A 25,330-nucleotide genomic window follows, 5' to 3' on the forward strand; every position below is an offset into this window, starting at 1 on the left:
AGCCCGGATTGCCAAGAGGGGAAGGTGCCGGTGGTCCTGAGGGAAGAGCCGGCCCGAGAGAGGATCGCCGGACCGGTGACCGCCCGGCACCCCCCATTTCAGTGAGTGGAACCGCATCGGTGTGATCCGCGAGACTTCCGGCATGACCGGTCCCACCGACGCCGACACCAACACCGACACCGACACCGACGGCGCTGTCGAGGAACCCTCCGAGGCCGGCGGGCACCGCCCCGCCCCCGGCGAACCCCTCCTGGAGCGCGCCTTTCGGCTGCTGGCCTGTTTCGGGCCCCACACACCGGTGTTGTCGCTGACCGGCCTGGCCGCCCGGGCGCAGCTGCCCAAGGCCACCGCCTGGCGCATCGCCCGCCAACTGGTCGACCACGGCGCGTTGGAGCGCACCGCGGCCGGCCACTACACCATCGGGTTACGCCTGTTGGAGCTCGCCACCCTCGCGCCGCGCGGCCACGGCCTGCGCGCCGCCGCGCTGCCCCACCTGCACGACCTCTGCCACGCCACCCGCCAGCACGTGCAGTTGGTAGTGAGCGAGGGCTCGGAGGCCGTACTGGTCGAGCGACTGTCCGCCCGCGACGCGAAACACATCAGGTATCGCGTCGGCGGCCGCCTCCCGCTCAATGCCACCGCACCGGGCCTGGTCCTGCTCGCCTGCGCCCCACGCACGTACAGGAAGACTTCCTCACCGCCGACCCGTCGGCGAGGGAGGACGAGGAGCGCCCCACTGGTGAGGCGCTACGGGCCGAGCTGGCGGCCATCCGCCGTAACCGCTACGCGGTGTTCTCCCGTTCCCCACGCCAAAACACGATCACCGGGGTGGCCGCCCCCGTCCTCGACCGCCACGACAACACCGTCGCCGCCGTCTCCATCGTCGGCCCGACCGAGCGGAGCCGGCCGGCACACATACCCGCAGTGGTGACCGTGGCCCGCGTCATCACCCATGCGCTGGCCACTGACGCCGTACGCGGCTCGGTCCCCGGCGCTTGAACACTCGCCGCCCACCGGGCTCACCCGTCGACGTGCTGCCAGGGGAAGGGCGCGAGGTCGGGCTCGACCCAGTCGGTTCGGGCCGGGGTGCCGGCCAGTGTGGCGGGCCGGTAGAAGCGAGTGAGCAGCTTCTTGTCGAGCAGGGAAGGGTGTTGGTGGGCGAAGGCGTCGAAGTCGGCGGTGTCCGACTCGCCCGCGTGGTGGCCCACCAACTCGACCCAGGCTCGGCTGACGGTGACGTTGTACTTCTGCGGGACACCTGCGTAGCGGGCGGTGCGCTGAATGCCGTCACTGATCAGGTTCACCGCCGCGCCGGTTCCGTAGCGCCGGACGGCCAGCCAGGTCAGGTGTACGTGCTGGCGGTGACCGAATCGCTCGGCTGTGGCCATCACCTCCCCCATGAGCTCGGTGAACGGCGAAGGCTCCCCCTTGGTGCCGTGGTCGTTCGTCATCACGTTCCCTCCTTGATCAACGCGTCCACAACGGCGTAGAAGCCGGCGACCGTCTCGGCAGGCAGTCCGTCCAGCGCACGGCTCTCAAGATCAGCCAGCGTCTGCCTGATCAGGGCGGCCGTCGCGTGCCCGGACTCGGTCAGTTCGATCAGCACCGAGCGGCGGTCGCCGGCTCGTGTGCCGCGGGTGATGTGGCCCCGTCGCTCCAACCGGTCCAGCACGCTGGTCAGGGTGGTGGGGCGGGTGCCGACGGCGGCGCCCAGCTGGGACACGGTGCGGCCCTGGCCGTCGGCGAGGTTGGCCAGGGCGTTGATCTCGGAGGCGGTCAGGTCGAGGTCGACGAGTTCGGCGGCGATCAGCTGCAGGGTGGCGTGGGTCGCACGCTGCAAGGTCAGCAGCACCGATCGTTCGGATGACACGGATTCGGACTTCACGTTTTCGGATACTACGAAATCGTATTACTGGTGCGCAAGCCCAATCCGGTACGGCCACTGTGGATCAACGGGCGAGATGACGTTGCAGCTCGATGTGCCGGAACTGGTACACCGCACCGACTTGCCTCAGTACGCCGCGATGTTCATGCGCGTCTTGCATGAACGCCATGAGGTCGCGCGGGGCCCCATGGCACAGCGTCAAGTACACCCGTGCCACGACGAAGTAGGCCCAGGCCGTCTGGGACAGTCCCCCCACCATGCCTCCGGCGAGACCCAATGCGATACCTCCCGTGACGCCGACCGCGACACCTCCGGCGACGCCGACCGCGAGACCGAACGCGAGACCGAAGACGACGAAGGCCCGCCGGTCCAGGGCGAACTGGGCGGCCGGCCCGACAACGGATGTCGGCTCGGGCTCTTCGGTCTGAATCCCGAAGGCGATGCCACCCGCCACGCCCCCGACGATCCCGAAAGCGATCTTTTCCAGGAGACTGCTCGCGATCCCGCCGGCGAATCCGAATGCCGCGCCACCGGCGACTCCCGCCACTGTCCCGCCCGCGATGCCGCTGGGTGACCAGCGCAGCCGCGTGCTCGGAGTGGCGGAGCCCACCCTGTGCCCGAAGGAGATTCCGATCGCGACACCGACGGCGATTCCGATTGCCGCCCCGACCGCGAGGCCACCGGTCAGGCTCCCCGCCAGGCCTCCGGCCAATCCACCGGTGAGCCCACCCACGATGCCGCTGGGCGACCAGCGCAGCCAGCTGCTCACGGTGGCGGAGTTCTCTCTGTGGCCCCCCACGATGCCTCCGGCGATCCCGCCCGCGACCCCGCCCGCCAGCCCGAACGCCATGCCGATCGCCACTCCGAGGGCGATCCCGATGCGCGACCAGCGGAGCCGGACTCTCGACGGGGCACCCAATCCGTGGCCGAAGAAGATCCCCAGCAGGACCCCTGCCGCGACGCCGACCGGGACCCCACCCGCCAGTCTTCCCGCCATGCCGAACGCGATGCCCGAGGCGAGCCCCCCTGCCAGCGTGGCCGTCAGGTAGCGCATGCTCAACGGCAGCGCCCGCGGCAGTTCCCACCAGGCCAGGTCCGGGATGCCTTGGCGCTGGCTCTCCAGGAACCGGGCGAGGAACACGAAGGTACGGAGCGCCTGTTCGGAGCTCCACCGTGGCGGGTGCGGATTCTCCGGGTGTTTGGTGTAGGCGGCAGGAATGAAGGCACGAAAGAGGTGGGTGTCGATGGCGGCGCGGTCGGGGAATCTGTCTGCGTCGCACAGCTCGTCGGGGCGCAGTGCGCTGCCTTCGCCGGTAGGTGGGGAGTCGGCTCGGCAGTGGGGGTTGTAGATGGTGCAGGCCAGGAACAGCCCCAGTGGGGTGCTCAGGGCCTCGCTGACCGGACTACTGGTCCCCAGTTGGGCGACGACCGAGTCCCAGCGTCGGGCTGGCGGCGTGTCCGGTCCCCCGGCGTCGCGGTGGAGGTAGGCAACGGCTGCCTGAGGGCTGAGAGGCTGCAGGTGGATGGCTGCGGCGCCGTTGAGGCGGACGCTGAGGTCCGAACGGTTCAACACCGCGCGGTAGGCGTCGGCGCGGCTCGCCAGTACGAGGGGTTGCCCGGCCGCCAGAGACCGGTTGAGGGCGTAGAGCACGGTGGCGTGCCGGTCGGGCGGCAGTTCATCGAAACCGTCGAGCAAGGGGAGAATGCGGCCCGCGTCCAAGAGCGTCCGTGCCAGGTCGCCGCGGGCGTTCCCGTTGCCGAAGTTCCACCTGGGCGCTGGACTGAATTGGCGGGGGTAGGTGCGGCGAAGCTGGTCGGCCAACCATGCCATCAATCCTTGCCGGCTGGGATCCCAGGAAGCCAGGGAGAACAAGACCGGGACGGGGCTATCGGTCGTTCGGCGTTCGATCAGGTCCTGCAACAGCCGGATGAGCAGCACGCTCTTGCCCGCGCCACGGTCACCCAGAACCACCAGGCGCCGTGTGGGCACGCGGTCACCGAACACCTCCCCGATCTCGCCGCCCGCGCCCGCCAGCCCGGCAGCGTCCGCGGGCCACCGCGCTGGGTCGCCGGGCGGTCCGCCCGGCCAGGCGTGGGCCAGATCCGTCAGGAGCGGCCAAGGCTCGGCCAGCTCTGCCTCAGCCGCCCGCCATGCCACCGGCAAGGGGTAGGGGTCGAGGACCCGGCACACAGCAGGCTCGTTGTCCCATTGCGTCTTGACCTCCACCGCCAGCTCACCGGCCGTGGTGTCCAGATCGATCACGCCGGCCGTGGACCCGGCACGGTAGGCCGCCCAGGCGATGTACGCCGGTGCCAGCCCCATCAACACTGTGACCGCCGTCTCCGGCACGCTCAAGTCGAAGTGCCGGGCGATCGCCAGAGCTCCCGCACCGCCCACTAACACCAACAGCAAGTACCAGGTCCCCACGCGCCCCGGCGCACGGCGCCCGCCCCCGTCGCTCATAGCCCATTATCTTCCCGCATCAGCAAGCCAATTGGGCTTGAATGCTGCGGTGCGAACAGCCAGGAATCCAGGGCCGACCACCACTGTGTTCAATGAGGCTGTGGGTGCACCAGGATCTGTTGAGCTACGCCAACCGTGGATGCCCACCCGTTCGAAGTGGAGCTGTACGAGACCGGGAGTGTCATCGACTGATGCTGGGATCACCGGCAGGTGATCGGCCGGGCTTCTTGCCGGTGGTGGGCAGCAACGGGGTGACGATCTTCTCCATCGTGGTTTGTGTCACCGCTCCCATCCGGGTGGCCGCGATCTTCCCTGCCGGGTCGATGACGATCGTGAAGGGGAGTGACTGCGTGTTCACCAGGCCGCGCGGCAGCCTCAGGGCCTGTCGGCCCGACGGGTCGTGCAGGGACGGGTAGCCGAGGCGGCGGTCTTTCTGGAAGGCGAGCCCGTCGGCGCGGCTGTGGTCGTTGTCCAGGCCGAGGACCTGGAGTCCGCGGCCTGCCCACGCCCGTTGGATCTTTGCCAGCTCGGGCGCTTCAGCGCGGCAAGGGCCGCACCAGGACGCCCAGGCGTTGACCACGACGACCTTGCCCCGGTAGTCGGACAGGTGGACCGTACGGCCCTCCAGGGTGGTCCCGGAGAAGTCGGGGGCGGCCGGGCGTTCGCCTTCCTTCAGGGTTCGGGTGAGGGGGTCGGAGGGGCTGGTGTCGCCGATGGGGGCCGGTGTTGAGCAGCCGGCCAGGACCGCGCAGATGGCGGCCGCGGCCGCGTAGGGGCGTCGCGTCTTGGTCACTGGCTGGTCCGGTCCCTGTTCGCGGAGTCTGCCTCGTGGTCTTTCAGGACGACCTGTAGGTGGCCGGAGCGCCATGCGGACAGCAGCCACGCGGCCGGGAGTTGGAGCGTGAAGAGGGCGAAGTACGCCATGAAGAACGCGCCGTCTACCGGCGCACCGTCGCCGGCCGCCCATACGGAGACGCCCCAGGAGGCGAGGAACGCCGCGAGGTAGAGGCCGCCGTCGACCAGGATGACGCGCCGGCGCGGCAGGGGCGTGTCCAGGCGGCGGGCCAACGTCAGTACTACGGTGGTGGCCGCCACGAAGACCGCGTTCCACGGGTCTTTCAGCCAGAAGGACAGCCAGGTGTCGATGCCGCCGGATGTGGCCTGCCATGCCAGGTCGACGGCCGCACCGGTCAGCCAGGACAGGACGACGACGGTCAACGCGTATAAGAAGGCACTGCGCCAAGTGACAGTCACATCAACCCCCATGTGGTGCGGGCCGCCCTGCGGCGGCCCGCTTTCCCGTTCGTTCATTCTCCTACTGGTGTCCTGGCGTCCTGGCGGCCGGGTCTGCCGTCAGGGTTGCCGCGTCCGAGGCAGGGAGAGATAGAGGCGGGTGCCTTGCGGTCGGTAGCCGACGCGCTCGTAGACGCGGCGGGATCCCTCCCCCGAGTACTCCAGCCAGACGGATCCGGCGCCCCGGGCGAACATGGCTTCGGTCAGCGCAGCGGTGACCGCGGCGGCGATGCCTCGGCCACGGTGTGCAGGGCGGGTTCCGACGCCGGACAGCTCTGCGGTGTCCTCGGCCGGCGGGGAGCAGGACGCTCCGCCGGCGACGCCGCCCTGCGGAGCGCGGACGAAGCGCACTGCTCCGCCGCGCTGCTGGGTGCGGCGCAGTCGGGCCGCACCCTGTGCGGAGGGGGTGAAGGCGCCCTCGAATGCCTCGGCGAGTGCGGCGTCGAGGTCGGCGAACTCCTCGTCGGTGGTCGGGTTCTCCACGTACGGGGAGTCGGCCGACGGGGGCAGGATCAGCGTGTGCGGTGTGCAGACGAGGTACTCGTGCACCGCCTCCGTGCCGAAGCCGGCCGCCCGCAGGACCGGTGCCACGCCGGGGGCCGCTTCCGGTGCGAACTCCAGCCGCGGCAGTAGACCGCGCTCCCGGAAGGCTCCGATCAGCGCCGCGACGTCCCGCTCGGTCGGCTCGACGCCGGGTAGCGGGGTCGCGTAGTTGAGGTAGGGGTTGTCGGTGTCGGGGGTGAAGCCCGCGACGAAGCCGCCGGTCTCGACGACCAGGGGACGGCGGCGGAGGTTGGTGACGGCAAAGCTCTGGACCTGGATGTCCATGGTGGGTGTTGACCTCACGAAGTCTCAGGGAGAGCCCCTGACGAACTCGGGGAGTTCGGGGCACGGGAGAGTGGCGATGCGTCAGGCACCGCGTCGTGGGCCGCCGTGGGAAACACCATGGCAGGCTGAGGCTGCTGCGGGGAGCAGGCGCTCAGTGCCGACGGCGGCCGCTGGGGGACGCCGAGAACATGGGCTTCGTTCCTCACCGTGAGTGTGTCTGCAAGGTCGCAGAGCGCAGCACACTGTTCCATGACCGATCGGAGCGGGCAAGCGGATTATTCCGAGTCGGCAGGCAGCGCACATATCGAGCTGTCGTCGGGGCTCCGTGTCACGGCAGGGCGAGGACGCAGAACTCGTGGCCCTCCGGGTCCTCCAGGCACGTCCACGGGGCGTCGCCCTGGCCGACGTCGAGGTCGGTGGCGCCGAGGGCCCGCAGCCGGGCCACCTCCGCCGCTTGGTCGTCACCGGGGTACGGCAGCAGGTCAAGATGGACGCGGTCCGGCACGGTCTTCACGTCGGGCGTGCGGAGGAACTCAAGATACGGGCCGACGCCCTTGGCGGAGCGCAGCGTCGCGTGATCGTCGGTCACCTCGTGCAGGGTCCAGTCCATCGCCTCGCCCCAGAACCGGCCCATGGCACGCGGATCCGCGCAGTCGACCACCACCGCGGCGATCGGCCCGGTGTCGCGGTAGGTCTCCCGAGGCTCCAGCACGCAGAACTCGTTGCCCTCGGGGTCGGCGAGTACCGTCCACGGCACGTCGCCCTGGCCCACGTGGGCGGGCGTCGCACCGCGAGCCTTGAGGCGTGCGACCAACTCCGCCTGATGGGCCGCGGAGGTGGTGGCGAGGTCGAGGTGCACACGGTTCTTCGTTGCCGTCTTGGGTTCCGGGACGGGAACGACGTCGATGCCGACGGCCACCGGGTCCGGCCATACGAGGCCGCCCGCGGGGCCGACGTAGGTGGCCACGCCGGGGCTGTACGCAGTCCAGCCGAGCACCTCGGCCCAGAACCGGCCCACCGCCGAACCGTCAAGGGCCTTGATGATCACGTGCACGGGTCGCAGTGCCATGCCGGCGATCCTATGTGCCCGTCCCGCAACTGCTGTGTGGGTCACCGGACGGGTCCCGCGGGCTGATCGGGTGGTGGGGGAGGCGTAAGGCCGAGTGCGTGCTGTGCGAGCCAGAGGGCCTCGGCGCGTGCCAGCCGTTTGGGGACGGCGGTTGTCGACAGGGCCAGGGCGGCGGCGGTGGCCTCGATGTGGGCATCGTGTTGGAGCCACAAGGTCAGTGTCCACGCGCGGTGTGACGGCTCGGCGGGGACGTTCCGGCCCGACGACCATGTCAACGGGCACCCGTCCAACATGTGCCTGACCTCCTACAACACCCTCGTCTACCTGGAGACCTGCCAGGACGGCAACTGGTGGCAGCAGTGGGAGGAGATCTGGACGGGGAACGCCTGGAAGCTCCAGCACCGCGGTGACGGCTGGGTGAAGGGCTTCTTCCTCGACAGCGACGGCTCGCGCACCTACACGGAGCCCGGGAACGACGGTCGCAACCAGGTGTGGCACTGACAGTTCCGACACCCCGCACATGTCTGACGCCTCTCCAACGCGGCTGAAGGCGATCGCGTCGGGCTGAACAGCACATCGATGGCCGCTGCGGCATACGAGACACACGCTGCAGCGGCCCTCTTCGTGATCACGGCTGCGTGGTCACCGTACGGATGCCGCGGCTTCGCAGGTGCGCCCGCTGTTTGTCGGCCGTGCCGGAGGGCCGCGCCGGCACCGGGCGATCGCGGTGCACCAAGAGCACTGTGCCGGAGAAGGTGTCGTCCCATGTAGCGGCGGTGTCGAGTTGGGCCCGGACCGTCGCAGTCTGCGGCCTTGACCAGGCCGCTGTGGTGGTCGGCGATGACCAGGCGAACCCCGGACTGTCCCCTCGCGCAGTGAGCGTTGGTGTGGTGCCGGGCCGCCTGATCGCCGCCCTGGCAGGATGGCGGCATGGAACATGTACTTGGAATCGGTGGTTACTTCATGCGGGCCGCAGACCCGGCGGCCCTGAACACGTGGTATCGCGATTGCCTGGGCCTGGACGCCGATGAGCACGGCGTGTGGAATCAGGAAACCGGACCGACGGTGTTCGCGACGTTCGAGTCCGAGACCGACTACTTCGGGTCCCGCGCCCAGCGGACCATGCTCAACTTCCGGGTCCGCGACCTGGATGCGATGCTCGCGCAGTTGCGCGCCAAGGGTGCGGACGTGGCCGAGGAGACCCAGGACATGGACGGTGTCGGTCGGTTCGGCTGGGTCACCGATCCCGAGGGCAATCGGATCGAGCTGTGGCAGCCCGCCTGACCGTGGCTTGGGGAGAGCACCCCAGGGCTGTGTGCGGCCCGTCTTCCGCGGTGGCCTAACGTGGGCCCGACCAGCGGCCCCGACCGGGAAGACGACCTCACACATGCCCTTAACGCGCCGCGCCCGACTCGCCCTCACCGGCGTGACGTGCGCCCTTGCCGTCGGCGCCGGCCTGACCACCTACGCGCTCACGCATGTCGACGCGGATGCCGGGGTACACCCGGCCAAGGCCTCCGGCGCCCCACAGTGCCGCCGCATCACCGACACGGCCCCGGCAGCTCTCGGAGGTCTGTCCCGCCGCGACAGCAGCCTTGCGGGCGTGGCCGTGTGGGGGGACCGTGACATCCTGCTGCGCTGCGGGGTCACACCCCCACGACTGACCCCGGATCCGTGCTTCGCGGTCAACGGCGTGGACTGGGTCATCGACCAGGCGCAGTCCACCCACACCCGCAAGGTCATCGTCAGCTACGGGCGCACCCCGGCCACACAGGTCGTCTTCGAGGGCCGAGGCAAGACCGACGCCGCCCTGATCGACCTGTCCCGACTCATCGCCCCGATCCGGCAGACCGACCACTGCATCCCCTCGCAGTGACCGGTTCTGTGCCCGAACCTGGTCGGCGGGCGGGCACAGAACACGGGCCGACCACCTCGCGCAGTCGCCCGCCGCCACCATCGCCAGCATTCCGGCTTCGACAACTCCCCCACCGGGTTGGCCAGCCAGACCAGTTCACTCAGCCCCAGCCCGCCCCGCTGAACCAACAAAGCGGCCTGGGCGAGGAGTTCACGGCCCCGTGCAACCCGGGGCAGCCCGGGTTCCGTGTAGGGCGTGAGGAGCTGCGGAACCGGCATCGACTCGGTTCCGGCGCAGGCGACGTATGGATGCGTGGCACGAGGAGGAGCGTGACGGATCATTCCCGCGAGACCGACTTCCGCGCCTGGGTGATTGAGCACCGAACGCGCCTGCGTACGACGGCGTTTTTGCTCTGCGGTGACTGGTACCTCGCCGATGACCTCGTCCAGGACGCGCTCGGACGGCTCTACTCCAGGTGGGGCAAGGTGGTGGCAGGCGGCGATCCGCGTGCGTACGCCCGTCGGATCCTGTGCAATCTCCACACTGACCACCGGCGTCGGCCGTCCCGGCGTGAGATCAGCGAAGCGGATGTGGCCTCGCTGCGCGCACACCCGCACATCCGCATGGCCGAGCGCGACGACGAGTTGATCGCCGCCTTGATGACAATCCCGGTCGGACAGCGGACCGTTGTGGTCCTGCGCTTCTTCGAGGATCTGTCCATAGAGCAGACCGCGGCCCTGCTCAGGACGAGTCCGGGCAACGTCAAGAGCCAGACGAGCCGCGGGCTGGAGGCCTTGCGCTCCGCACTCCGCACGCCGCCCACCCAGCATGCGCGACCGACCGGGATCGAAGGAGCATCGTGAACCCCGACCAGACGCCCGACGAACTCACCGCGCGCATCGCGGCCATCAGCGTCAGTGCTCCCGCCGACCATATCGACATCGACGAGGCGGTCCGGGCGGGGACGAAGCGACGCCGACGCCGACGGCTCGCCACCGCCGGCGCGTTCACCTGCGTCGTCGCGCTCGCCGGATCGGTGGCCGTCGCGACGCAAGCGGGCCACGACCAGCGCGACACCATGGCCACACCCACCTTCGGCCGCGCAGCCCTGACCGCCAACGACCTCGGCGGGCGCTGGATCGCCGTCCGGGTCCAGGGCCGTGACATCTCGTCGTGGCGCGACGTCAGCGGCATTCCGGCGAACATCATCATCGGCGCCGACGGCGAAGCGAATGCATGGCAGGTAAACACTGCCTGCGGGCCGCTGGTCGGCGGTGATTTCACCCTGGGGACGGACGGCTCCTTCACCGCCACGGTGCCGCCACGGCGGTTCCAGTCCTGCCCGAGGCTCGCCACGCCGCCGCCCGACCTCCCAGAGGCGATGGCTCGTACCGCCTACGTCGCCGTGGACGCGCAGGGTGACGCGCGCGGCCGAACGCTGCGGTTCCTGGACAGCCACAAGCGGCTCATCGCCCTGTGGCGTGAGGACACCGCGATCAGTTCGCGCGCCGCCATGACTTCCGTGTGCAAGAAGGCGCTCGGGCGCGAGTCCGCCTCCAACGGCACCTTCACCACCGTCGAGCATGTCCGCGCGAAGCACCTGGCGGCGACGAACGCCAAGTCCGAGGACGTTCTGCCCGACGTGCCCGGCGGCACCATCGCCGTCCGCTGCTCGGCGACCGACCGCGGTTCGCCGGCCAGGTACGCGGTCACGGTCGACGGCCACAAAGTGAGGCTCCGCCCGGTCATGTAACCGACCGCCCGCGAGGACCGACGGGGCCGATCAGCCTGCCCCCTACCCTGTACGAGTGATCGACTACGGCGGTTCCGGTAGCCCCGCGGTCCGCGTGGGAAACCCCGGCCAGGCCTCCCTGCTTCTCTCGGAGCCGACACGGCAGTTCGAGGATGAACCAACTCTCGACTTCCGCGGCTGGGAAGGGGCACGTACCTGGCACTCCCTCTACTACGACCTGACCATCGCGGCGGAGCACCGCCCCGGTGGCTACGTCCACCTGACCTGGGGCATCCACGACCGGGCGCCTTCCGAGGAATGGCACTTCGAGACCACCACGGTGCACCCGGCGGGCGAGGACATGGGCAGCCTCGCCGTCGAGGTCCGTACGTTCATCGCGACCGTGGCGGAGTAGACAGGCGAGGGCGCTCGGCGTGCGGCCCTTCCCGTAGTAAGGCGGAGGGAACCGAGTGACCGGCGTTTGTGGTCTCCGCGTCTACAACGAACGGGAGACAGCCGATGGTTCAGGCAGGGCCGCCGAGTTCTTCGAGGAACTGGTCCAGAGGAATGCTGCTCGGCGTCCTCGTCGGGGGTCTGACATCGGTGGTCTCGATCGCCGCTGTCGGGAGGGTGTGGGCCGCGTGTGACATCGGCGCCAATGGAGCAGCCGACAGCATGACTCTCCTTGGTCTCGCTCCTGTCATATGGATCGCCGCAGCCGTTCCGTGGGTCGTCCTGCACGGCACCCTGGGAAGACGTCACCCCAAGGCAGCGCTGGCCGCGGGGCTCGTCTTCAGCGTGTGGTTCACGTGGTTCCTGGTGACATGGCTCGGCATGGCGGACTCCTACCCGGCCCCTCTGTGCCCAAGCAACGTTCCTTCCTGGTGGCCGAGCTTCATCCCTACCTAGCCGTGCGGCCGGACCGATGTGCGCGGGTGTACCGATGGCCCGCCCATGAGCCGAGCCATACCGGCCGGAATGTGTGATTCCGGCGTTGATGACCAGAACGCGACCATTTTCAGCCACACCTGCGATCAGGCGGGCCGCATGCGCGATCGGTCGGCACGGTCGGGTGATCGGTTGCGGCTCCACTGCTCGAAGTTGGGACCGACAGGCGTCATTCATCCGAAAGTGGCCGCCATCTGACGCAAAATTTCCCGCCTTGACGCCAAAGATGCAAAGGAATCGACCGAAACTGAGCATTGGCCTTTGACGGCTGATCTGTCGGTCCCTGAATGTCGTTCACATGCCCGTAACACCCCGAGCCGCCACAAGCGGCCCGTTGCGCATGCCCGATTTCCGCTTCTTGCTCGCCGGAGCAGCCGCAGGGCAGCTCGGCGCCCAGGTCACCCTGGTGGCGCTGCCCCTCGTAGCCGTGCTCGAACTCGACGCATCGGCCTTCCAGGTAGGACTGCTGACGGCGGCCGAGACCGCCGCGTTCCTGCTCATCGGGTTGCCCGCCGGAGCGTGGACCGACCGGATGCGCAAGCGGCCCCTGATGATCCGGGCCGACATCGTGCGCGCGGCGGCCATGGCGAGCATCCCGCTCGCAGCCGCCGCCGGCGCCCTGACCATGGCCCAGCTCTACGCCGTGGCCCTCATCACCGGCGTGGCCACTGTCTTCTTCGACGTGGCACACCAGAGCTTCCTGCCCCAACTGCTGCCCAAGGAACAACTGGTGGCCGGCAACGGGGCGCTGGAGACGGTCCGCTCCTCGGCGCAGGTGACGGGCCCCGGACTCGGCGGCGGACTCGTCCAGTTGGTGGGAGCCCACCTCGCGATCGTGGCCGACGCGATCGGCTACGCCCTGTCCGCGCTGCTCCTCCTCGGCATCAAGACACCCGAGAACAGCCCCCAGCCGGAGCCCAGTTCCTCCTTGCGCAAGGACATAGCCGAAGGCGTGCGCTTCGTCTTCGGGCACCCGCTGCTGCGCGTCATCGCCCTCACCACCGGTCTCGCCAACCTCTTCAGCGCCGTGGTCATGGCGACCCAGACCGTGTTCCTGGTACGGGTGCTGGGGCTGGAGCCCGGCGCGATCGGCCTGGTGCTGTCCGCGTCGGCCGTCGGCGGACTCGCCGGTGCGCTGTGTGCCGGAGGGCTCGCCGCCCGGCTCGGCCAGGCCCGCACGATCTGGCTGTCCCTGCTCGTCACCGGCCCGTTCGCACTGCTGTGGCCGCTGTCCGGACACGGAGTGGCCGGCGCCGCCATGTTCGCGGCCGGGTCCGGCGTCGTCTTCTTCGGCGCCGTCGTCTACAACGTGGCCCAGGTGAGCTTCCGTCAGGCGCTGTGCCCGCCCCGGCTGCTCGGCCGGATGAACGCCACCCTGCGTTTCCTCATGTGGGGAACCCTCCCGCTCGGCGGACTGCTCGGCGGCGCCCTGGCCGACACCTTCGGCCCGCGCACGGCACTGGCATGCAGCGCCGCGGGCTTCCTCGCCGTACCCCTGCCGCTGCTGCTGTCCTCGCTGCGCGGGATGCGGGACCTTCCGACGACCACGGACACCGACGAGCACCCGACCGACGACGCCCCCGCCCTCGCGGAGGACCGGTCCGAGTACCAGTCGGCCGACGACCAGCCCGCCGCCGACCAGTCCGCTCCGGTGAGCTGAGCTCCCCCGGCCCTCCCGTCCGCGACAGCTCCGCAAGCCCCGCAAGCCCCGCAAGAACGTTCCACCACAGAAAGGCCCACGTGCCCAGCATCACGAGCCAGTATCTGGCCCGCTATCGGCGACTCGGCGCCGGCGAAGGGGCCGACGATCCGCTTCCCGTCACCGGAGCCCAGCGCCGCTTCGTTCTGGTGCGCTCCCTGGACCCCGTCGGGCGACCGGACCTGGTGCCCATGTTCTTCGCCTTCCCGCGCGGCACCGTCGACCCGGCGCGTCTCACGGCGGCGGCCGACCGCCTCGCCGCCCTGCATCCCGTGCTGCGCGCCCGGCCGACCGTGGTGCGCGGCACGCCCGTACTCCTCCCGCAGCAGCCCGCCGTACCGCTCGCCCGGGTGCACCCCGCCCCCGGTGAGGACACCACGTCCACGCTGCGCCGGGCGCTCGCCGACTGGACCCCGCAGGGCCCGCCGATACGGATGTTCCTGGCACAGGACGAAGCGGACGACGGTGAGGAGGTCCTCGCCATCGTCCTGGACCACGCCGCCTGCGACGGCCAGTCACTGGCCCGCCTGGTGGACGAGCTCGAAGCCGCCTACACCGAGGGGCCCGCCGCCACCGGGCCGGGCCCCGGCGAGGCCGTCGCCGAACTGGCCTCCTACCGGGAAGCCGTCCTGCTCCAACTGGAGGCCGAGGACCGCGCCTCCTCCCCCGCCGCGATGGCCTATTGGGGCGAACGGCTGCGCGCCACACGCGAACAGGCGCCGCAGCCGCGGGCGAACCGACCGATTGCCGCGGAACTGCCCAGCGGCTCCGCCGAGTTGATGCTGCCCTCCGCCGCCCCCGGCGTGCCCTTCCCCGACCTGCTCGACGCCTGCCGGGCCGCCGCGCGGACGCTGTACGGGGCGGGGCACGTCGTACCGATCGGGTATCCGTGGGGCGGGCGGCCGCCCGGCGCCGCGCCGGTGCTCGGCTGCTTCCTCAACACCGTGGTCTTCCCGGCCGCGACCGCGCAGACCTCCGACGCGCACCCGACGTCCTCCGCCTGGTGGGACGACCTGGACCGGGCCGACACTCCCTTCGACGCCGTGGTGCACGCCGCCCGGGCCGCGGGCTCCGGCTGGACCGGCCGGCTCGACGGCCTGCTCACCGTGGACGACGCGACCCGGCGCCCGCTGCTGCGCCTCGGTGGTGTGACGGCCCGTGAGATCCACATCGACGGCAGATCCGTCCGCGGTCCCTTCGCCGTCTCCGTCACCCAGGGGACCGAGCTGCACCTGCGCATGGTGTGGGACCGCGCCGTCCTCGACGACGACACCGCCGAACGCGCCTTCACCGCACTGACCGACGCCGTGAGAGAACCGGCCGGCACACCCGGCTGATCCGTCCGCGCCGGTGCCGACCGGCCCCGACGACCGACAGGCACCGACGACCCGACCATCACCGACAGTTGGGCCCCGCCGCGCGATCCGCGGACGGCCCGCGCACCCCCGCCGGGCACGACCGCGCCCGGCACGAACAGAACCGACCCGACAACCCCAGGGATCGCCCATGCTCCCCCTCTCCTCCTCGCAGGAGATCGTCTGGCTGCACGAGCAAGTGCAACCGGGCAGCCGCGCCTACAACTTCACCGGCGCCCTCGACCTCTACGGCACCCTCGACGTCGAGGCACTACGCCGTGGACTCGGCGCCACACTCGACCGGCACCCCGGTCTGCGGCTCGAACTCGTCGCCGTCGAAGGGGCGATGCCCGGACAGCGCGTGGCCGGGACCTGCGCGCCCCGCCTGCACACGGTCGACCTGAGCGGCGAGGACGATCCGGAGGCGGCGTTCGCGCGACTGCTGCGCACCGAGGCCGAGACGCCGCTCGACACCTTCGAGGCGCCGCTGCTGCGCTGGACGCTGGTCCGGCTCGCCGAGGACCACCACCGTCTCATCCATGTCGAGCACCACCTCATCCACGACGGCCACTCGTTCGCGATCCTGCTCGACGACGTCTTCCGCGTCTACCGGGGTCATGTCCTGGGTGAGCCGGTCACCCTGCCGCCCGCGTCCTCGTACGCCGACCACGTCCGCGCCCAGGCCCAGGCCCCGTTCGCGACGGAGAGCCTCGACTTCTGGACCCGCGAACTCGGCGACCTCGCCCACGACATGCCGCTGCCCGGACTGACCCGGCCCGGCGCACGGCGCAGGCACCACGGCGGACAGCTGCGTCAGTCGATCGGCGCCGACCTCGCCGTACGACTGCGGGAACACGCCCGCGAGCGGGGGCTGACGCCGTTCGCCACCCTCCTCGGTCTCTTCGCCGAAATGCTGCGCCGGCACAGCGGCCGTTCGCAGATGGTCGTCGGCACCGCGGTCGGCAACCGCCCGCGCGGCTACGAGGACGCGGTCGGGATGTTCGTCAACACGATCCCGCTGCCGCTGAGGCTCGACCCCGCCGCGCCGGCCGAAGAGGCCATGGACGAGGTCACCGACATCCTCATCAGGGCCCTGCCGCATCAGGAGGTGCCGGTCCAGGAGCTCACCCGCGCCCTCGGCATGCACACCTCGGGCGCCGACAACCCGCTCTTCAGCGTCATGTTCAGCGCCCATGACGCGCCGCTGCCCGAAATCGACATCCCCGGACTGGAGATCACCCTCTTCGAGGGCTTCAACACCGGCACCACCCGCTTCGACCTGGACGTCGTGCTGCTGCCGGACGACAGGCGGGGCGTCACCACCCGCCACGGGGCCGCCGGTATGACCCTCGTCTGGGACTACGACGCCGACCTGTTCGGCGAGGACGTGGCCAGGCTGCTCGCCGGACGGTTTCTGGACCTGGTGCGGGCCTACCTCGACGCCCCCGCGACCGCCCTCGCCGACCTCGCGCCCACGCGCCCGCAGGAGATCCGGCCGGCCGCGCTGGCGGAGCGGCCGGAACGCGACCCGCTCGACCCGGTGGCCGGCCAGGAACCGGAGCTGCCCGCGCTGCTCATCGGTGCCCGCCGCATCACCTACGGCGAGCTGGACGCGCGGGTCGAGGCGCTCGCCGAACGGCTGCGCGCCGCCGGGGTGACGGCGGGCCTGCCCGTGGCCGCCGTACTCCCCCGCGGCCTCGACTCGGTGACCACGCTGCTGGCCTGTCTGCGCACCGGAGCGGTGTACTGCCCGCTCTCGCCGTCCGACCCCCAGGCCCGCATCGACTTGCTCCTGACACGGCTTGCCCCGGCGCTCGTCCTGACCTCGGCCGACAGCGCGGTGACGATTCCGGACGGCCTGCCCGCCGCCCCGGCCGACTCCCCCGTGCTGCCCCGGGCACACCAGGCGGAGGCGGTGCCGGGTGCCTCGTACATCATCCACACCTCGGGCTCCACGGGTGTCCCCAAGCCGGTCGCCGTCGGCCGCGCGGCGCTGGAGCACCATCTGACCGCCACCGCCGACCGTTTCGGCCTGGCGCCCGGCGACCGGGTCCTGCTGTTCGCCCAGCCGTCCTTCGACGTGGCACTCGAAGAGGTACTGCCGTCGCTCCACGCCGGAGCCTGCCTCGTCGTCCCCGAGCACGAAGTGCCCACCGGCCCCGAACTGACCGGACTGCTCGGCGCGGCCCGTGTCACCGTCGCCAACCTTCCCACCAGCTATTTCCTCGCCACCCGCGAGGACATGCGGCCCGCGCTGCGGGACGGGGCGTGGGCACCGCGACTGCTCGTGCTCGGCGGGGAGCGGCTGCCCGCCGACGTGCTGCGGGACTTCATGGCCGACACCGACGTCAGGGTGCTCAACGTGTACGGCGTCACCGAGGCCGCAATCAGCTCGACCGTTCACGAGATCAGCCGCGAGGCGCTCGCCGACGGGGCCGAGATCCCGCTCGGCACGGAGCTGCCCGGCGAGCGGGTGCACGTCCTGGACGCCGGGCACCGCCCGCTGCCCTCCGGCGCGGTCGGTGAACTCGCCATCGCCGGACCGGGACTCGCCGAGGGCTACGCCGGCAACCCCGAGGCCACGGCCGCCCGCTTCGTGACCGTCGACGCGCTCGGCGGTGAGCGGGTCTACCTCACCGGTGACCTCGGCTACCGGGGCCTCGACGGTCTGCTGTACTTCCTCGGCCGCCGCGACAACCAGATCAAGCTGCGCGGCCACCGCATCGAACTCGAAGAGGTGGAGGCCGCCGCTTCCGCCGCGCTCGGCGGCCGTTCCTGCGCGGTCGTCCTGGACCGGGAGGCGCCCGGCGGCCCCCGGCTCGTCGGCTTCCTGGAGGCCCCGGCGGGTGCGGACGCCCACGGGGCATGGGACGAGCACGCGTTGCACACCGAGTTGAGCCGGCGACTGCCCGGTGCGCTGGTACCGGCCCGCTGGGCGCGGCTGGAGAGCATGCCGACGCTGGCCGGGGGCAAGCCCGACCGGGTGGCGCTCGCCCGCAGGGCCGCCGCGCTCGAACCCGCCGAGCCCTCCGGTTCGGCCAGTTCCGCCGGTTCCGCCGTGTCCGAGGGCACGGCCGGCGACCAGCCAGCCGTTCCCGCCGATCCGATGACCGCCCTGCTCGCCGAAGGCTGGCGCGAAGTCCTCGGCCACGGCCGCTTCGACGAGACCTCGCACTTCTTCAAGACCGGCGGCCACTCGCTGCTCGCGGCTCAGCTCGCCGCCTGGCTGGAACCGCGGCTCGGGCAGCGCCCGCCGCTGCGAGTGCTGTTCCAGAACCCGGTGCTCGCCGACCAGGCCGGTGCGCTCGCGGCCACCGCCCCCGCCACCACCTCGACGGAGTCGTGATGACCGAGACGTCCCACCAGCCTCTGAACCCCCTGACGGACCGGACCGCCGTCGCCGACCGCGCCGTTGAAGGTGCCGAAGGCGTCGAGGGCGCCGGAACCGTCGAACGCACCGAGACCGTCGAGGCGATCGAGGGCGCCGCGCTCAGCATCGCCCACGGCACCGCCCCCGCCGGAGCCGCCAAGGTGCTCTCCCTCTTCGAGGAGTGGGTCGGCCGCACCCCCGACGCCGCCGCGGTCATCGACGGCGGCCACAGGTGGACCTACCAGGACCTCGATGCCGCCGCCGCGGAGGTCGTCGTCGCGTTGGGCGACCGCGTACGCCCCGGCGACCTGGTGGGCATCTGCCTCGACCGCTCGGCCGCCCTCGTGGTGACCGCGGTCGCCCTGGCCCGGATCGGCGCCGTCTATCTGCCGCTGGGCCCCCGCCCCGGTCAGCGCCGTATCGACGCCGTCACCGAGGACCTCAACGTCGTCTGCCTCGTCGGCGACCCGCAGGTCCTGCCGGAGCGGCACCGCACCGCCCACCACGTCCCGCTCGCGCTGCCGTCTGAGGGCGCCAACGTCGGCGGTACGGTGGTCGCCGCCTTCGCTCCTCCCGGCCCCGGCGCGCGCCGGGCACCCGACGAGGCGTTCTACGCCGTGCTGACCTCGGGATCTACCGGACGCCCCAAGGCCGTCGCCGTCGCCGAGGACGCCCTCGGCACCCTGCTCGACTGGTACCGCCACGAGACCGGGCTCGTCCCCGGTGACCGGCAGTCCCTGCTCATCGGCGTCGCCTTCGACCCCCACCTGCTGGAGCTGTGGGCGGGGCTCACCTCAGGCGCCGCGCTCGTACCCGCCCCGGACGAGGTCCGCTGGGACCCGGCCGTGCTCACCGACTGGTGGCGCGACGCCGGGGTGACCGTGTGCGTCGGGGCCACCCCGATGATCGAACCACTGCTGGACCGCCCCTGGCCGCGGGATCTGGCCCTGCGTCATCTGATCGCGGGCGGCGACCGGATGAGGCGTCGGCCCGGCCACGACGTCACCGCCACGGTCCACAACGCCTACGGTCCGGCCGAGGCCACGGTCGCCACCACCACCTTCGCGATGACGGGCACGGACCGGCTCGCGGGCGAGCAGACCCCGCCGCCCATCGGATCTCCCCTTCCGGGCGTGACCGTCGTCGTCACCGACACCGAAGGCCGTGTCGTCCCGCGCGGCGAGGACGGCGAACTCCGCATCGGCGGCACCTGCCTGGCGCTCGGCTATCTGGACCCCGAGCTCACGGCTCGCCGCTTCACCGCCCCGCCCGCGGGCCTGAACTTGCCCGACCGCCTCTACCGCACCGGCGACCGGGTGCGGATGAGGCCCGACGGTCCTGTGGAGTTCATCGGCCGCCTCGACGACCAGGTCAAGATCAGTGGCGTACGTATCGAACCGGCCGAAGTGGAAGCCGCGTTCGAGCAGGACCCTTCGGTGCGCAGCGCCGTGGTCACCGCGCCCCGCACCCCCGACGGCCGTACCCGCCTCGTGGCCCATGTGCGTCCGGCGGCCGGGGCCGCCTGCGACGCCGACGCACTGCTCGCGGCGGTACGGGCCTGGCTCCCCGAGCAGGCCGTGCCCTCCGAGGTCCGGATCGTCGACAGCTACCCCCTCGACGCCAACGGAAAGGTGGACCGGGCCGAGCTGAGCCGTACGGCCGCCGAACCCGCCGCCCCCGGCGACGGCGACGGCGACCTGCCGACCGGTGCCACGCCCGGCGAACTGCTCGTCCTGCGCGCCGTACGCGACCTCCTGGGCCGCCCCGGCATCGCGCTCACCGACAACTTCAGCGACTCCGGTGGCACCTCGGTGCAGGCCGCCCGGCTGCTCACGGCCATCGAGCGGGACAGCGGCGTACGGCTGCGCGCCCCGCAGCTGCTCCGCCAGCCCGACCTACGGGCCGTGGCCGCCCTCATCGACCAGCGCCGCGCCGACGCACCGCAGCCGGGAGCCTGAATGACCCCCATCGACCCGCACACCCACACCACCCGGAAGGACGGCTCCGTGCCCACCTCCGACTCCCGGACCACAGCGGCCGGGACCCGCTCGGTAGCCGACGGAGGACTGCCCGCCCTCGTGGCCCGGCTCGCCGAGGCGACGCCGGACGCGCTGGCCGTCGCCGACGGCGACACCACTCTCACCTACGCCCAGCTCGACCACTCCGCCCGCGCCCTCGCCGCCCATCTGCGCGACAACGGTGTGTCCCGCGGCGACCGGGTGGGCCTGCTGATGCCCCGCTCGGCACGCGTCATCGTGGCCCAGTTGGCGCTGTGGTGGGCCGGTGCCGTCTGCGTACCGCTCGACCCGGCGCACCCGCGCCCGCGCACCGAGGCCGTGTGTGCCGACGCCGGGGTGACCCTGACCGTCGGCGACCGCAAGCTGCTGGAGTCCGCGGCCCCGGCCGGCCCCGCGCTGCCGCTGCCCGACGAGCCGCTGCTCACCGGTGCCGTACTGGCCGAGACCGAGGCGGACCCGGACCCCACGGCGTTCATCATGTTCACCTCGGGCTCCACCGGTCGGCCCAAGGGCGTGGCCGTCCCGCACCACGCCGTGGCCGAGCTGGTCACCCGTACCACCTATGTGACCATCACCCCGCGCGACCGTGTGCTGTTCCACTCGCCGATGACCTTCGACGCCTCCACGTTCGAGGTGTGGGGAGCGCTCGCGGCGGGTGCCGCCGTGGTCGTGTGCACCGTCGAGCGGCCCTCGTTCGAGGACCTCGCCCAGCACGTGGAACGGCACGGCGCCACCGTCGCCTTCCTCACCACCGCGCTCTTCCACCAGCTCGCCACCCGCCGGTCGCGGGTGTTCTCGATCCTGCGCAGCGTCCTCGTCGGCGGTGAGGCCCTCGCGCCCCAGCACGCCCGCACCGTCCTGCGTGCCTTCCCCTGGCTGGAACTCGTCAACATCTACGGTCCGACCGAGACGACCACCTTCGCCACGGCCCACCGCGTCACCGACGCCGACTGCGACGGGCCGATACCCATCGGCCGGCCGATCGCCGCCGCGACCGTGCACGTCCTGGACGACGACGGCCGGCCCGTCGCCGAAGGCCGGCGCGGTGAACTGTGGATCGGCGGCAGTCGGTTGGCCCACGGCTACGTCGGGCAGCCCGAGCTCACGGCCGAACGGTTCGTCGAGCATCCCGAACACGGACGGCTCTACCGCACCGGTGACGTGGTGTCCCCGCGGCCCGGCGGAGCCCTCGACTTCCACGGCCGCACCGATGACCAGGTCAAGGTACGAGGCTTCCGTATCGAACCGGGCGAGGTCGAGCACGCCCTGCGTGAGCAGTCCGACGTGGACGACGCGGCGGTCACCGTGCACCGGCCGACCGACGACGACGCCCGGCTGGTCGCCTTCGTCGTCGCCGCTCTCGGTCCCCTCCCCCGGGCCGACTCCCTGCGCGCGCGGCTCACCGCCGTACTGCCCGCCCACCTGGTCCCGGACTCCGTGACCGTCGTCGAACGGCTGCCGCTCACCGGCACCGGCAAGGTCGACCGGCGCGCCCTCACCGCCCTCGTCGGCAGCGACGCGAGCGCTGTGCCGGCGGCGCCGATGAACCCGCTGGAGCAGGCCGTCGCCGACGTCTGGAGCCGGGCGCTCGGCACCGAAGTCACCCGGCCCGACGCCGACTTCATCGCCCTCGGCGGTCACTCGCTGCTCGCCCTCGTCGTCACCGACGATCTCCGCGAGGAGTTGGGAGTGGAGCTGGCGCTCGCCGAATTCTTCGGCGCCCCCACGGTCGCCAGGCAGGCCGCCCTGGTCGAACGCGCGCTCCTCGCCGCGCACGGCGATCCGCGCCCCGACACCCCGGAGCACACCGATGGCCACTGACACCTCCGCGGACCGCGGCCGCCAGGAAGAACTGCTGCGCCGGGCACGCGCCCGCGCCTCCGCACGCACCACGCCCGCCGCCGCCCCGGCCACTACCACGGCACCCGCGAGCGGTCCGGCACCGCTCTCCCACGCGCAGCGCCGTATGTGGCTCATGGACCGGCTCGGCCACGCCGGAGCTTCCTACAGCGTGCCCTTCGCCACCCGGCTGCGCGGCCCCCTCGACCTGACCGCGCTCACCACCGCACTGACCAGGCTCGTCGGCCGGCACGAGATCCTGCGCACGCGCTACGGACAGCGGGACGGCGAGCCCTACCAGGAAACGATGGACGCGCCCGCGACGGTCACCGTGCCCGTCGTGGACGCCGACGAGCCGAGCGCCGCGGCCCTGCTCACCGACGAGGCGCGCCGCGCGTTCGACCTCTCCGCCGGCGAAGCGCTGCACGCCCTGGTCCTGCGCCACGGCGAGCAGGACCATACCGTGCTGCTGACGTTCCATCACATCGCCATCGACGGCGGATCACTGGACACCGTCACCCGGGAACTGACCGCGCTCTACACCGCCGCTGTGCAGGGCACCGAACCGGCCCTGCCCGCCGCGCCACCGCAGTACGCCGACTTCGCCCGGCGCGAGCACGAAGGCGCCGGCCGTACCGAAGCGGGGCTGCGCCACCGGGAAGCACGCCTCACGGGCGCCACGGCCCCGCGCCTTCCGCACCCCGAGGGGACCACGGCCGTCACGGGCTCCAAGCCCGCCGGCACCCACACCGTGGCGCTCGCCGAGCGAGTGCCCGAGGCGCTGCGGGCACTGGGCGGCGAACACCGCGCCACCGTCTTCACGGTGGCCCTCGCGGCGTCGTTCGCCGCGCTGCACCGGCTCACCGGGGACGAGGATCTGGTCATCGGGGTCGCGAGCACCCACCGCCAGGGCGCGGCCATGCGCGACCTGGTCGGTCTGTGCGTCAACACCCTGCCGGTACGGGTGAATCTGACCGGGGACCCGGCGTTCACCACGCTCGTCGAACGGGTCAGGGACGCGCTCCTGGAAGCCCAGCGGTGCCGACACGTGCCCTTCGACCTGATCCTGGAGCGGCTCGGCGCCGCCGCACGGGGCACCGACGGAACCGCACTGGTCCGGGTGACCGCCGACGTCCTCGGCGAACCCGCGACGCTCCAACTGCCCGGCACGGTGAGCGAGTACGTCGAAGTGGGCGCCGAGGACGCCAAGTTCGACCTCACCTTCGGCCTGGTCGACGCGGGGGATCCGGCCGCCGTGGTGCAGTACGCAAGGACCGCGCTGGACGACGCCACCGCGGCCGTGCTCGGCGCGGGGTACGCGGCCCTGCTCGAGGCGGTGGCGGTAGAACCGGGGCTGAGGCTTTCGCAGTTGCCGGACATCGCACCCGTCGGGCACGACGGCTTGAGCGACCGGAGCGGACAGGACGGAGAAGACGGCCGGGAGGTCCGGAGCGCGACCCCGGACCACGACAACACCCCGGCCGGGCAGCGCGCTGAGGCCGCGCTACTGTCCCATCCCCGCGTCGTCGACGCCACCGTGTCCGAACTGCCGGGCGGTCTCCTGCTCGCGTACGCCGTGCTGCGCGACAGCGTGGGCCCGACGCCGTACGAGCTGCGCGCGCACCTGCGGACGGTCCTGGCACCCGGGGCGGTACCCGCGGCCGTGACCCTGCTGGACGCCATGCCGCGCAGGGCCGACGGTGCGATCGACAAGGACCGTCTGCCCGGACTTCCGGCGCCCTCCGCACTGAATGGACCGCGCGCGGAGACCGTCACCGAGGGCTTCACCGCACTGCTGGGGCGCACCCCGGCACCGGACGACGACTTCTTTGACCTGGGCGGGCACTCCCTGGTCGCCGTCCAACTCGCCGAACGACTGCGCTCGGCGCTGAGACTGCCGCTGACCGGGCTGGACGTCCTCCAGGCACGCACACCACGGGCGCTCACCACGCTGCTGGACACCCGCGCGCACGAGCAGGCCGCCAAGTCGGCCCGCCTCCACGAGCAGGCCGCCAAGTCGTCCCGGGTGTCGGGCACACGGCGGACCACCCGCCCGGGCACGGTCCTCGTCACCGGAGGCACCGGTGGGGTCGGGGCGTTCGTCCTTCGTGAACTGGCCGCTCAGGGGCGTCCGGTGCTGGCCCTGGCGCGTCCCGAGTCCGCCCATCTCGTCGCCGGGGACGGCGTGGAGGTCGTCGAGGGCGACCTCGCCGATCCGGCGGCGCTGCGGGAGGCGGTCGCCGGCGCGGACGCCGTCATCCATGCCGCGTGCACGTTCACCCGGCCCGAGGTGGACCTGGCGGCGATGGAGGCCATGATCGAGGGCTGGCGGCGCGGCCCGTTCGTCTTCGTCAGCAGCGTCGACGCATACGGGCACCCAGCCGACCATCGGGTCACGGAGGCGTCGGCCTCGCAGGAACCGCTCAGTGCCTACGGTCGGGGCAAGCTCGACTGCGAGGCACTGCTGCTGCGGGCAGCCGGAACCGAGGGCCGCGGCGGCGCGAGTGCCGTGCGGTCGCCGATCGTGTGGGGCGCCCACGACCGGCTGCGCGACCAACTGCGCTGGGGATCCACGGGACTGCTCTACCAGGCGGCTCACGCGGGGCGGCCGATCGAACTGCCGCGACCGGGGACGGCCGGACACCCCTGGTACGGGGCGGCTTGGGTGCACGCGGCGGCCCTCGCCCGAGCGGTGACGTCCTGTCTGGACGCACCGGTGCACGGTGTCGCCAACGCCGTCAGCGGCCATGTGTCCTGGCAGGAACTCGCGTCCGACCTGACCACCCTGCTCGGCAGCGCGAGCACCGCCCAGGAGACCGACCGCGTTCACCAGGACCTCGACCACCGCTGGCACTACGACAGCCACCGCCTGTCCGTCCCGCTGCGCGCGCAGCCGGGCGAGGACCGCTACTCGGTCCTGGCCGCGATGATCAAGGGCGGGACGGAGGACGACGCGTCCTGACGTCGGGAGCACC

20 protein-coding genes and 1 pseudogene are annotated in these 25,330 nt (G+C 71.8%); 14 read left to right on the forward strand and 7 right to left on the reverse strand.

Annotated features, from left to right (window positions below; translation table 11 throughout):
- Positions 1-142: 142 nt before the first annotated feature.
- Both IPZ69_RS48070 and IPZ69_RS48075 read left to right on the forward strand, forming a co-directional pair.
- Positions 143-631: pseudogene (locus IPZ69_RS48070) on the forward strand (IclR family transcriptional regulator); the annotation flags it as partial.
- Between the two features lie 158 nt (positions 632-789).
- Complete coding sequence (locus IPZ69_RS48075; protein ID WP_445330171.1) at positions 790-999, forward strand: hypothetical protein; 210 nt, start codon at positions 790-792, stop codon at positions 997-999.
- Positions 1,000-1,019: 20 nt separating this feature from the next.
- Here the strand turns inward: IPZ69_RS48075 and IPZ69_RS14395 are convergent, their stop codons facing one another.
- From IPZ69_RS14395 to IPZ69_RS14425, 7 genes are all read right to left on the reverse strand, one after another.
- Positions 1,020-1,451, reverse strand: a complete 432-nt coding sequence (locus tag IPZ69_RS14395) for a hypothetical protein (protein ID WP_235454509.1) — start codon at positions 1,449-1,451, stop codon at positions 1,020-1,022.
- Positions 1,451-1,870 (reverse strand): MarR family winged helix-turn-helix transcriptional regulator, encoded by a 420-nt coding sequence (locus IPZ69_RS14400; protein WP_235454510.1) that lies wholly within the window; start codon positions 1,868-1,870, stop codon positions 1,451-1,453. Before IPZ69_RS14400 ends, IPZ69_RS14395 begins: the two co-directional genes overlap by 1 nt.
- Before the next feature lie 79 nt (positions 1,871-1,949).
- Positions 1,950-4,349 (reverse strand): NACHT domain-containing protein, encoded by a 2,400-nt coding sequence (locus tag IPZ69_RS14405; protein WP_235454511.1) that lies wholly within the window; start codon positions 4,347-4,349, stop codon positions 1,950-1,952.
- A gap of 181 nt (positions 4,350-4,530) precedes the next feature.
- Entirely contained in the window at positions 4,531-5,142 is a 612-nt protein-coding gene (locus IPZ69_RS14410) for a TlpA family protein disulfide reductase (protein WP_235454512.1), read from the reverse strand.
- Positions 5,139-5,603, reverse strand: coding sequence for a hypothetical protein (locus IPZ69_RS14415; protein WP_235454513.1), 465 nt, complete (start codon positions 5,601-5,603; stop codon positions 5,139-5,141). The genes IPZ69_RS14410 and IPZ69_RS14415 overlap by 4 nt, the downstream gene beginning before the upstream one ends.
- 99 nt (positions 5,604-5,702) lie before the next feature.
- Positions 5,703-6,470: a GNAT family N-acetyltransferase gene (locus IPZ69_RS14420; protein WP_235454514.1), complete on the reverse strand. Its 768-nt coding sequence runs from the start codon at positions 6,468-6,470 to the stop codon at positions 5,703-5,705.
- Between the two features lie 328 nt (positions 6,471-6,798).
- Positions 6,799-7,539, reverse strand: a complete 741-nt coding sequence (locus tag IPZ69_RS14425; RefSeq protein WP_235454515.1) for a VOC family protein — start codon at positions 7,537-7,539, stop codon at positions 6,799-6,801.
- A 186-nt stretch (positions 7,540-7,725) separates the two neighbouring features.
- Here IPZ69_RS14425 and IPZ69_RS14430 point away from each other — a divergent pair, with 186 nt between their 5' ends.
- The 12 genes from IPZ69_RS14430 to IPZ69_RS14485 all read left to right on the forward strand — a co-directional run bounded on the left by IPZ69_RS14430 (position 7,726) and on the right by IPZ69_RS14485 (position 25,317).
- Positions 7,726-8,040: a hypothetical protein gene (locus IPZ69_RS14430; protein ID WP_235454516.1), complete on the forward strand. Its 315-nt coding sequence runs from the start codon at positions 7,726-7,728 to the stop codon at positions 8,038-8,040.
- 429 nt (positions 8,041-8,469) lie between these two features.
- Positions 8,470-8,823 (forward strand): VOC family protein, encoded by a 354-nt coding sequence (locus IPZ69_RS14435; protein WP_235454517.1) that lies wholly within the window; start codon positions 8,470-8,472, stop codon positions 8,821-8,823.
- 103 nt (positions 8,824-8,926) lie between these two features.
- Positions 8,927-9,415, forward strand: coding sequence for a DUF3515 family protein (locus IPZ69_RS14440; protein WP_235454518.1), 489 nt, complete (start codon positions 8,927-8,929; stop codon positions 9,413-9,415).
- Between the two features lie 287 nt (positions 9,416-9,702).
- A complete protein-coding gene (locus IPZ69_RS14445) occupies positions 9,703-10,257 on the forward strand; it encodes a SigE family RNA polymerase sigma factor (protein ID WP_235454519.1) in 555 nt (184 codons plus the stop codon).
- A complete protein-coding gene (locus IPZ69_RS14450) occupies positions 10,254-11,147 on the forward strand; it encodes a hypothetical protein (RefSeq protein WP_235454520.1) in 894 nt (297 codons plus the stop codon). Before IPZ69_RS14445 ends, IPZ69_RS14450 begins: the two co-directional genes overlap by 4 nt.
- Positions 11,148-11,202: 55 nt before the next feature.
- A complete protein-coding gene (locus IPZ69_RS14455; RefSeq protein WP_308407460.1) occupies positions 11,203-11,541 on the forward strand; it encodes a DUF6228 family protein in 339 nt (112 codons plus the stop codon).
- An 831-nt stretch (positions 11,542-12,372) separates the two neighbouring features.
- The gene (locus tag IPZ69_RS14460) at positions 12,373-13,734 is read left to right on the forward strand and encodes an MFS transporter (RefSeq protein ID WP_268834572.1); all 1,362 of its coding nucleotides are present in this window, start codon (positions 12,373-12,375) and stop codon (positions 13,732-13,734) included.
- Between the two features lie 80 nt (positions 13,735-13,814).
- A complete protein-coding gene (locus tag IPZ69_RS14465) occupies positions 13,815-15,110 on the forward strand; it encodes a non-ribosomal peptide synthetase (RefSeq protein ID WP_235454522.1) in 1,296 nt (431 codons plus the stop codon).
- Between the two features lie 169 nt (positions 15,111-15,279).
- Positions 15,280-18,474 carry a non-ribosomal peptide synthetase gene (locus IPZ69_RS14470; RefSeq protein ID WP_235454523.1) on the forward strand — a complete coding sequence of 1,065 codons (3,195 nt, stop codon included), beginning with the start codon at positions 15,280-15,282 and terminating at the stop codon, positions 18,472-18,474.
- Positions 18,474-20,456, forward strand: coding sequence for a non-ribosomal peptide synthetase (locus IPZ69_RS14475; RefSeq protein ID WP_235454524.1), 1,983 nt, complete (start codon positions 18,474-18,476; stop codon positions 20,454-20,456). The genes IPZ69_RS14470 and IPZ69_RS14475 overlap by 1 nt, the downstream gene beginning before the upstream one ends.
- The gene (locus tag IPZ69_RS14480) at positions 20,457-22,337 is read left to right on the forward strand and encodes a non-ribosomal peptide synthetase (RefSeq protein WP_235454525.1); all 1,881 of its coding nucleotides are present in this window, start codon (positions 20,457-20,459) and stop codon (positions 22,335-22,337) included.
- The gene (locus tag IPZ69_RS14485; protein ID WP_235454526.1) at positions 22,327-25,317 is read left to right on the forward strand and encodes a condensation domain-containing protein; all 2,991 of its coding nucleotides are present in this window, start codon (positions 22,327-22,329) and stop codon (positions 25,315-25,317) included. The genes IPZ69_RS14480 and IPZ69_RS14485 overlap by 11 nt, the downstream gene beginning before the upstream one ends.
- The last annotated feature ends 13 nt before the right edge of the window (positions 25,318-25,330 follow it).

Origin of the sequence: Streptomyces olivochromogenes (assembly GCF_021538895.1) — a bacterium.
Taxonomy (GTDB): domain Bacteria; phylum Actinomycetota; class Actinomycetes; order Streptomycetales; family Streptomycetaceae; genus Streptomyces; species Streptomyces olivochromogenes_A.

What these genes read in the sequence shown, in the direction of transcription:
- IPZ69_RS14395 (WP_235454509.1), bottom strand. Translation starts at nt 1,451, where the DNA reads ATGACGAACGACCACGGCACCAAGGGGGAGCCTTCGCCGTTCACCGAG.
- IPZ69_RS14405 (WP_235454511.1), bottom strand. Translation starts at nt 4,349, where the DNA reads ATGAGCGACGGGGGCGGGCGCCGTGCGCCGGGGCGCGTGGGGACCTGG.
- IPZ69_RS14420 (WP_235454514.1), bottom strand. Translation starts at nt 6,470, where the DNA reads ATGGACATCCAGGTCCAGAGCTTTGCCGTCACCAACCTCCGCCGCCGT.
- IPZ69_RS14425 (WP_235454515.1), bottom strand. Translation starts at nt 7,539, where the DNA reads ATGGCACTGCGACCCGTGCACGTGATCATCAAGGCCCTTGACGGTTCG.
- IPZ69_RS14430 (WP_235454516.1), top strand. Translation starts at nt 7,726, where the DNA reads ATGTGGGCATCGTGTTGGAGCCACAAGGTCAGTGTCCACGCGCGGTGT.
- IPZ69_RS14435 (WP_235454517.1), top strand. Translation starts at nt 8,470, where the DNA reads ATGGAACATGTACTTGGAATCGGTGGTTACTTCATGCGGGCCGCAGAC.
- IPZ69_RS14440 (WP_235454518.1), top strand. Translation starts at nt 8,927, where the DNA reads ATGCCCTTAACGCGCCGCGCCCGACTCGCCCTCACCGGCGTGACGTGC.
- IPZ69_RS14445 (WP_235454519.1), top strand. Translation starts at nt 9,703, where the DNA reads ATGCGTGGCACGAGGAGGAGCGTGACGGATCATTCCCGCGAGACCGAC.
- IPZ69_RS14460 (WP_268834572.1), top strand. Translation starts at nt 12,373, where the DNA reads ATGCCCGTAACACCCCGAGCCGCCACAAGCGGCCCGTTGCGCATGCCC.
- IPZ69_RS14470 (WP_235454523.1), top strand. Translation starts at nt 15,280, where the DNA reads ATGCTCCCCCTCTCCTCCTCGCAGGAGATCGTCTGGCTGCACGAGCAA.
- IPZ69_RS14475 (WP_235454524.1), top strand. Translation starts at nt 18,474, where the DNA reads ATGACCGAGACGTCCCACCAGCCTCTGAACCCCCTGACGGACCGGACC.
- IPZ69_RS14480 (WP_235454525.1), top strand. Translation starts at nt 20,457, where the DNA reads ATGACCCCCATCGACCCGCACACCCACACCACCCGGAAGGACGGCTCC.
- IPZ69_RS14485 (WP_235454526.1), top strand. Translation starts at nt 22,327, where the DNA reads ATGGCCACTGACACCTCCGCGGACCGCGGCCGCCAGGAAGAACTGCTG.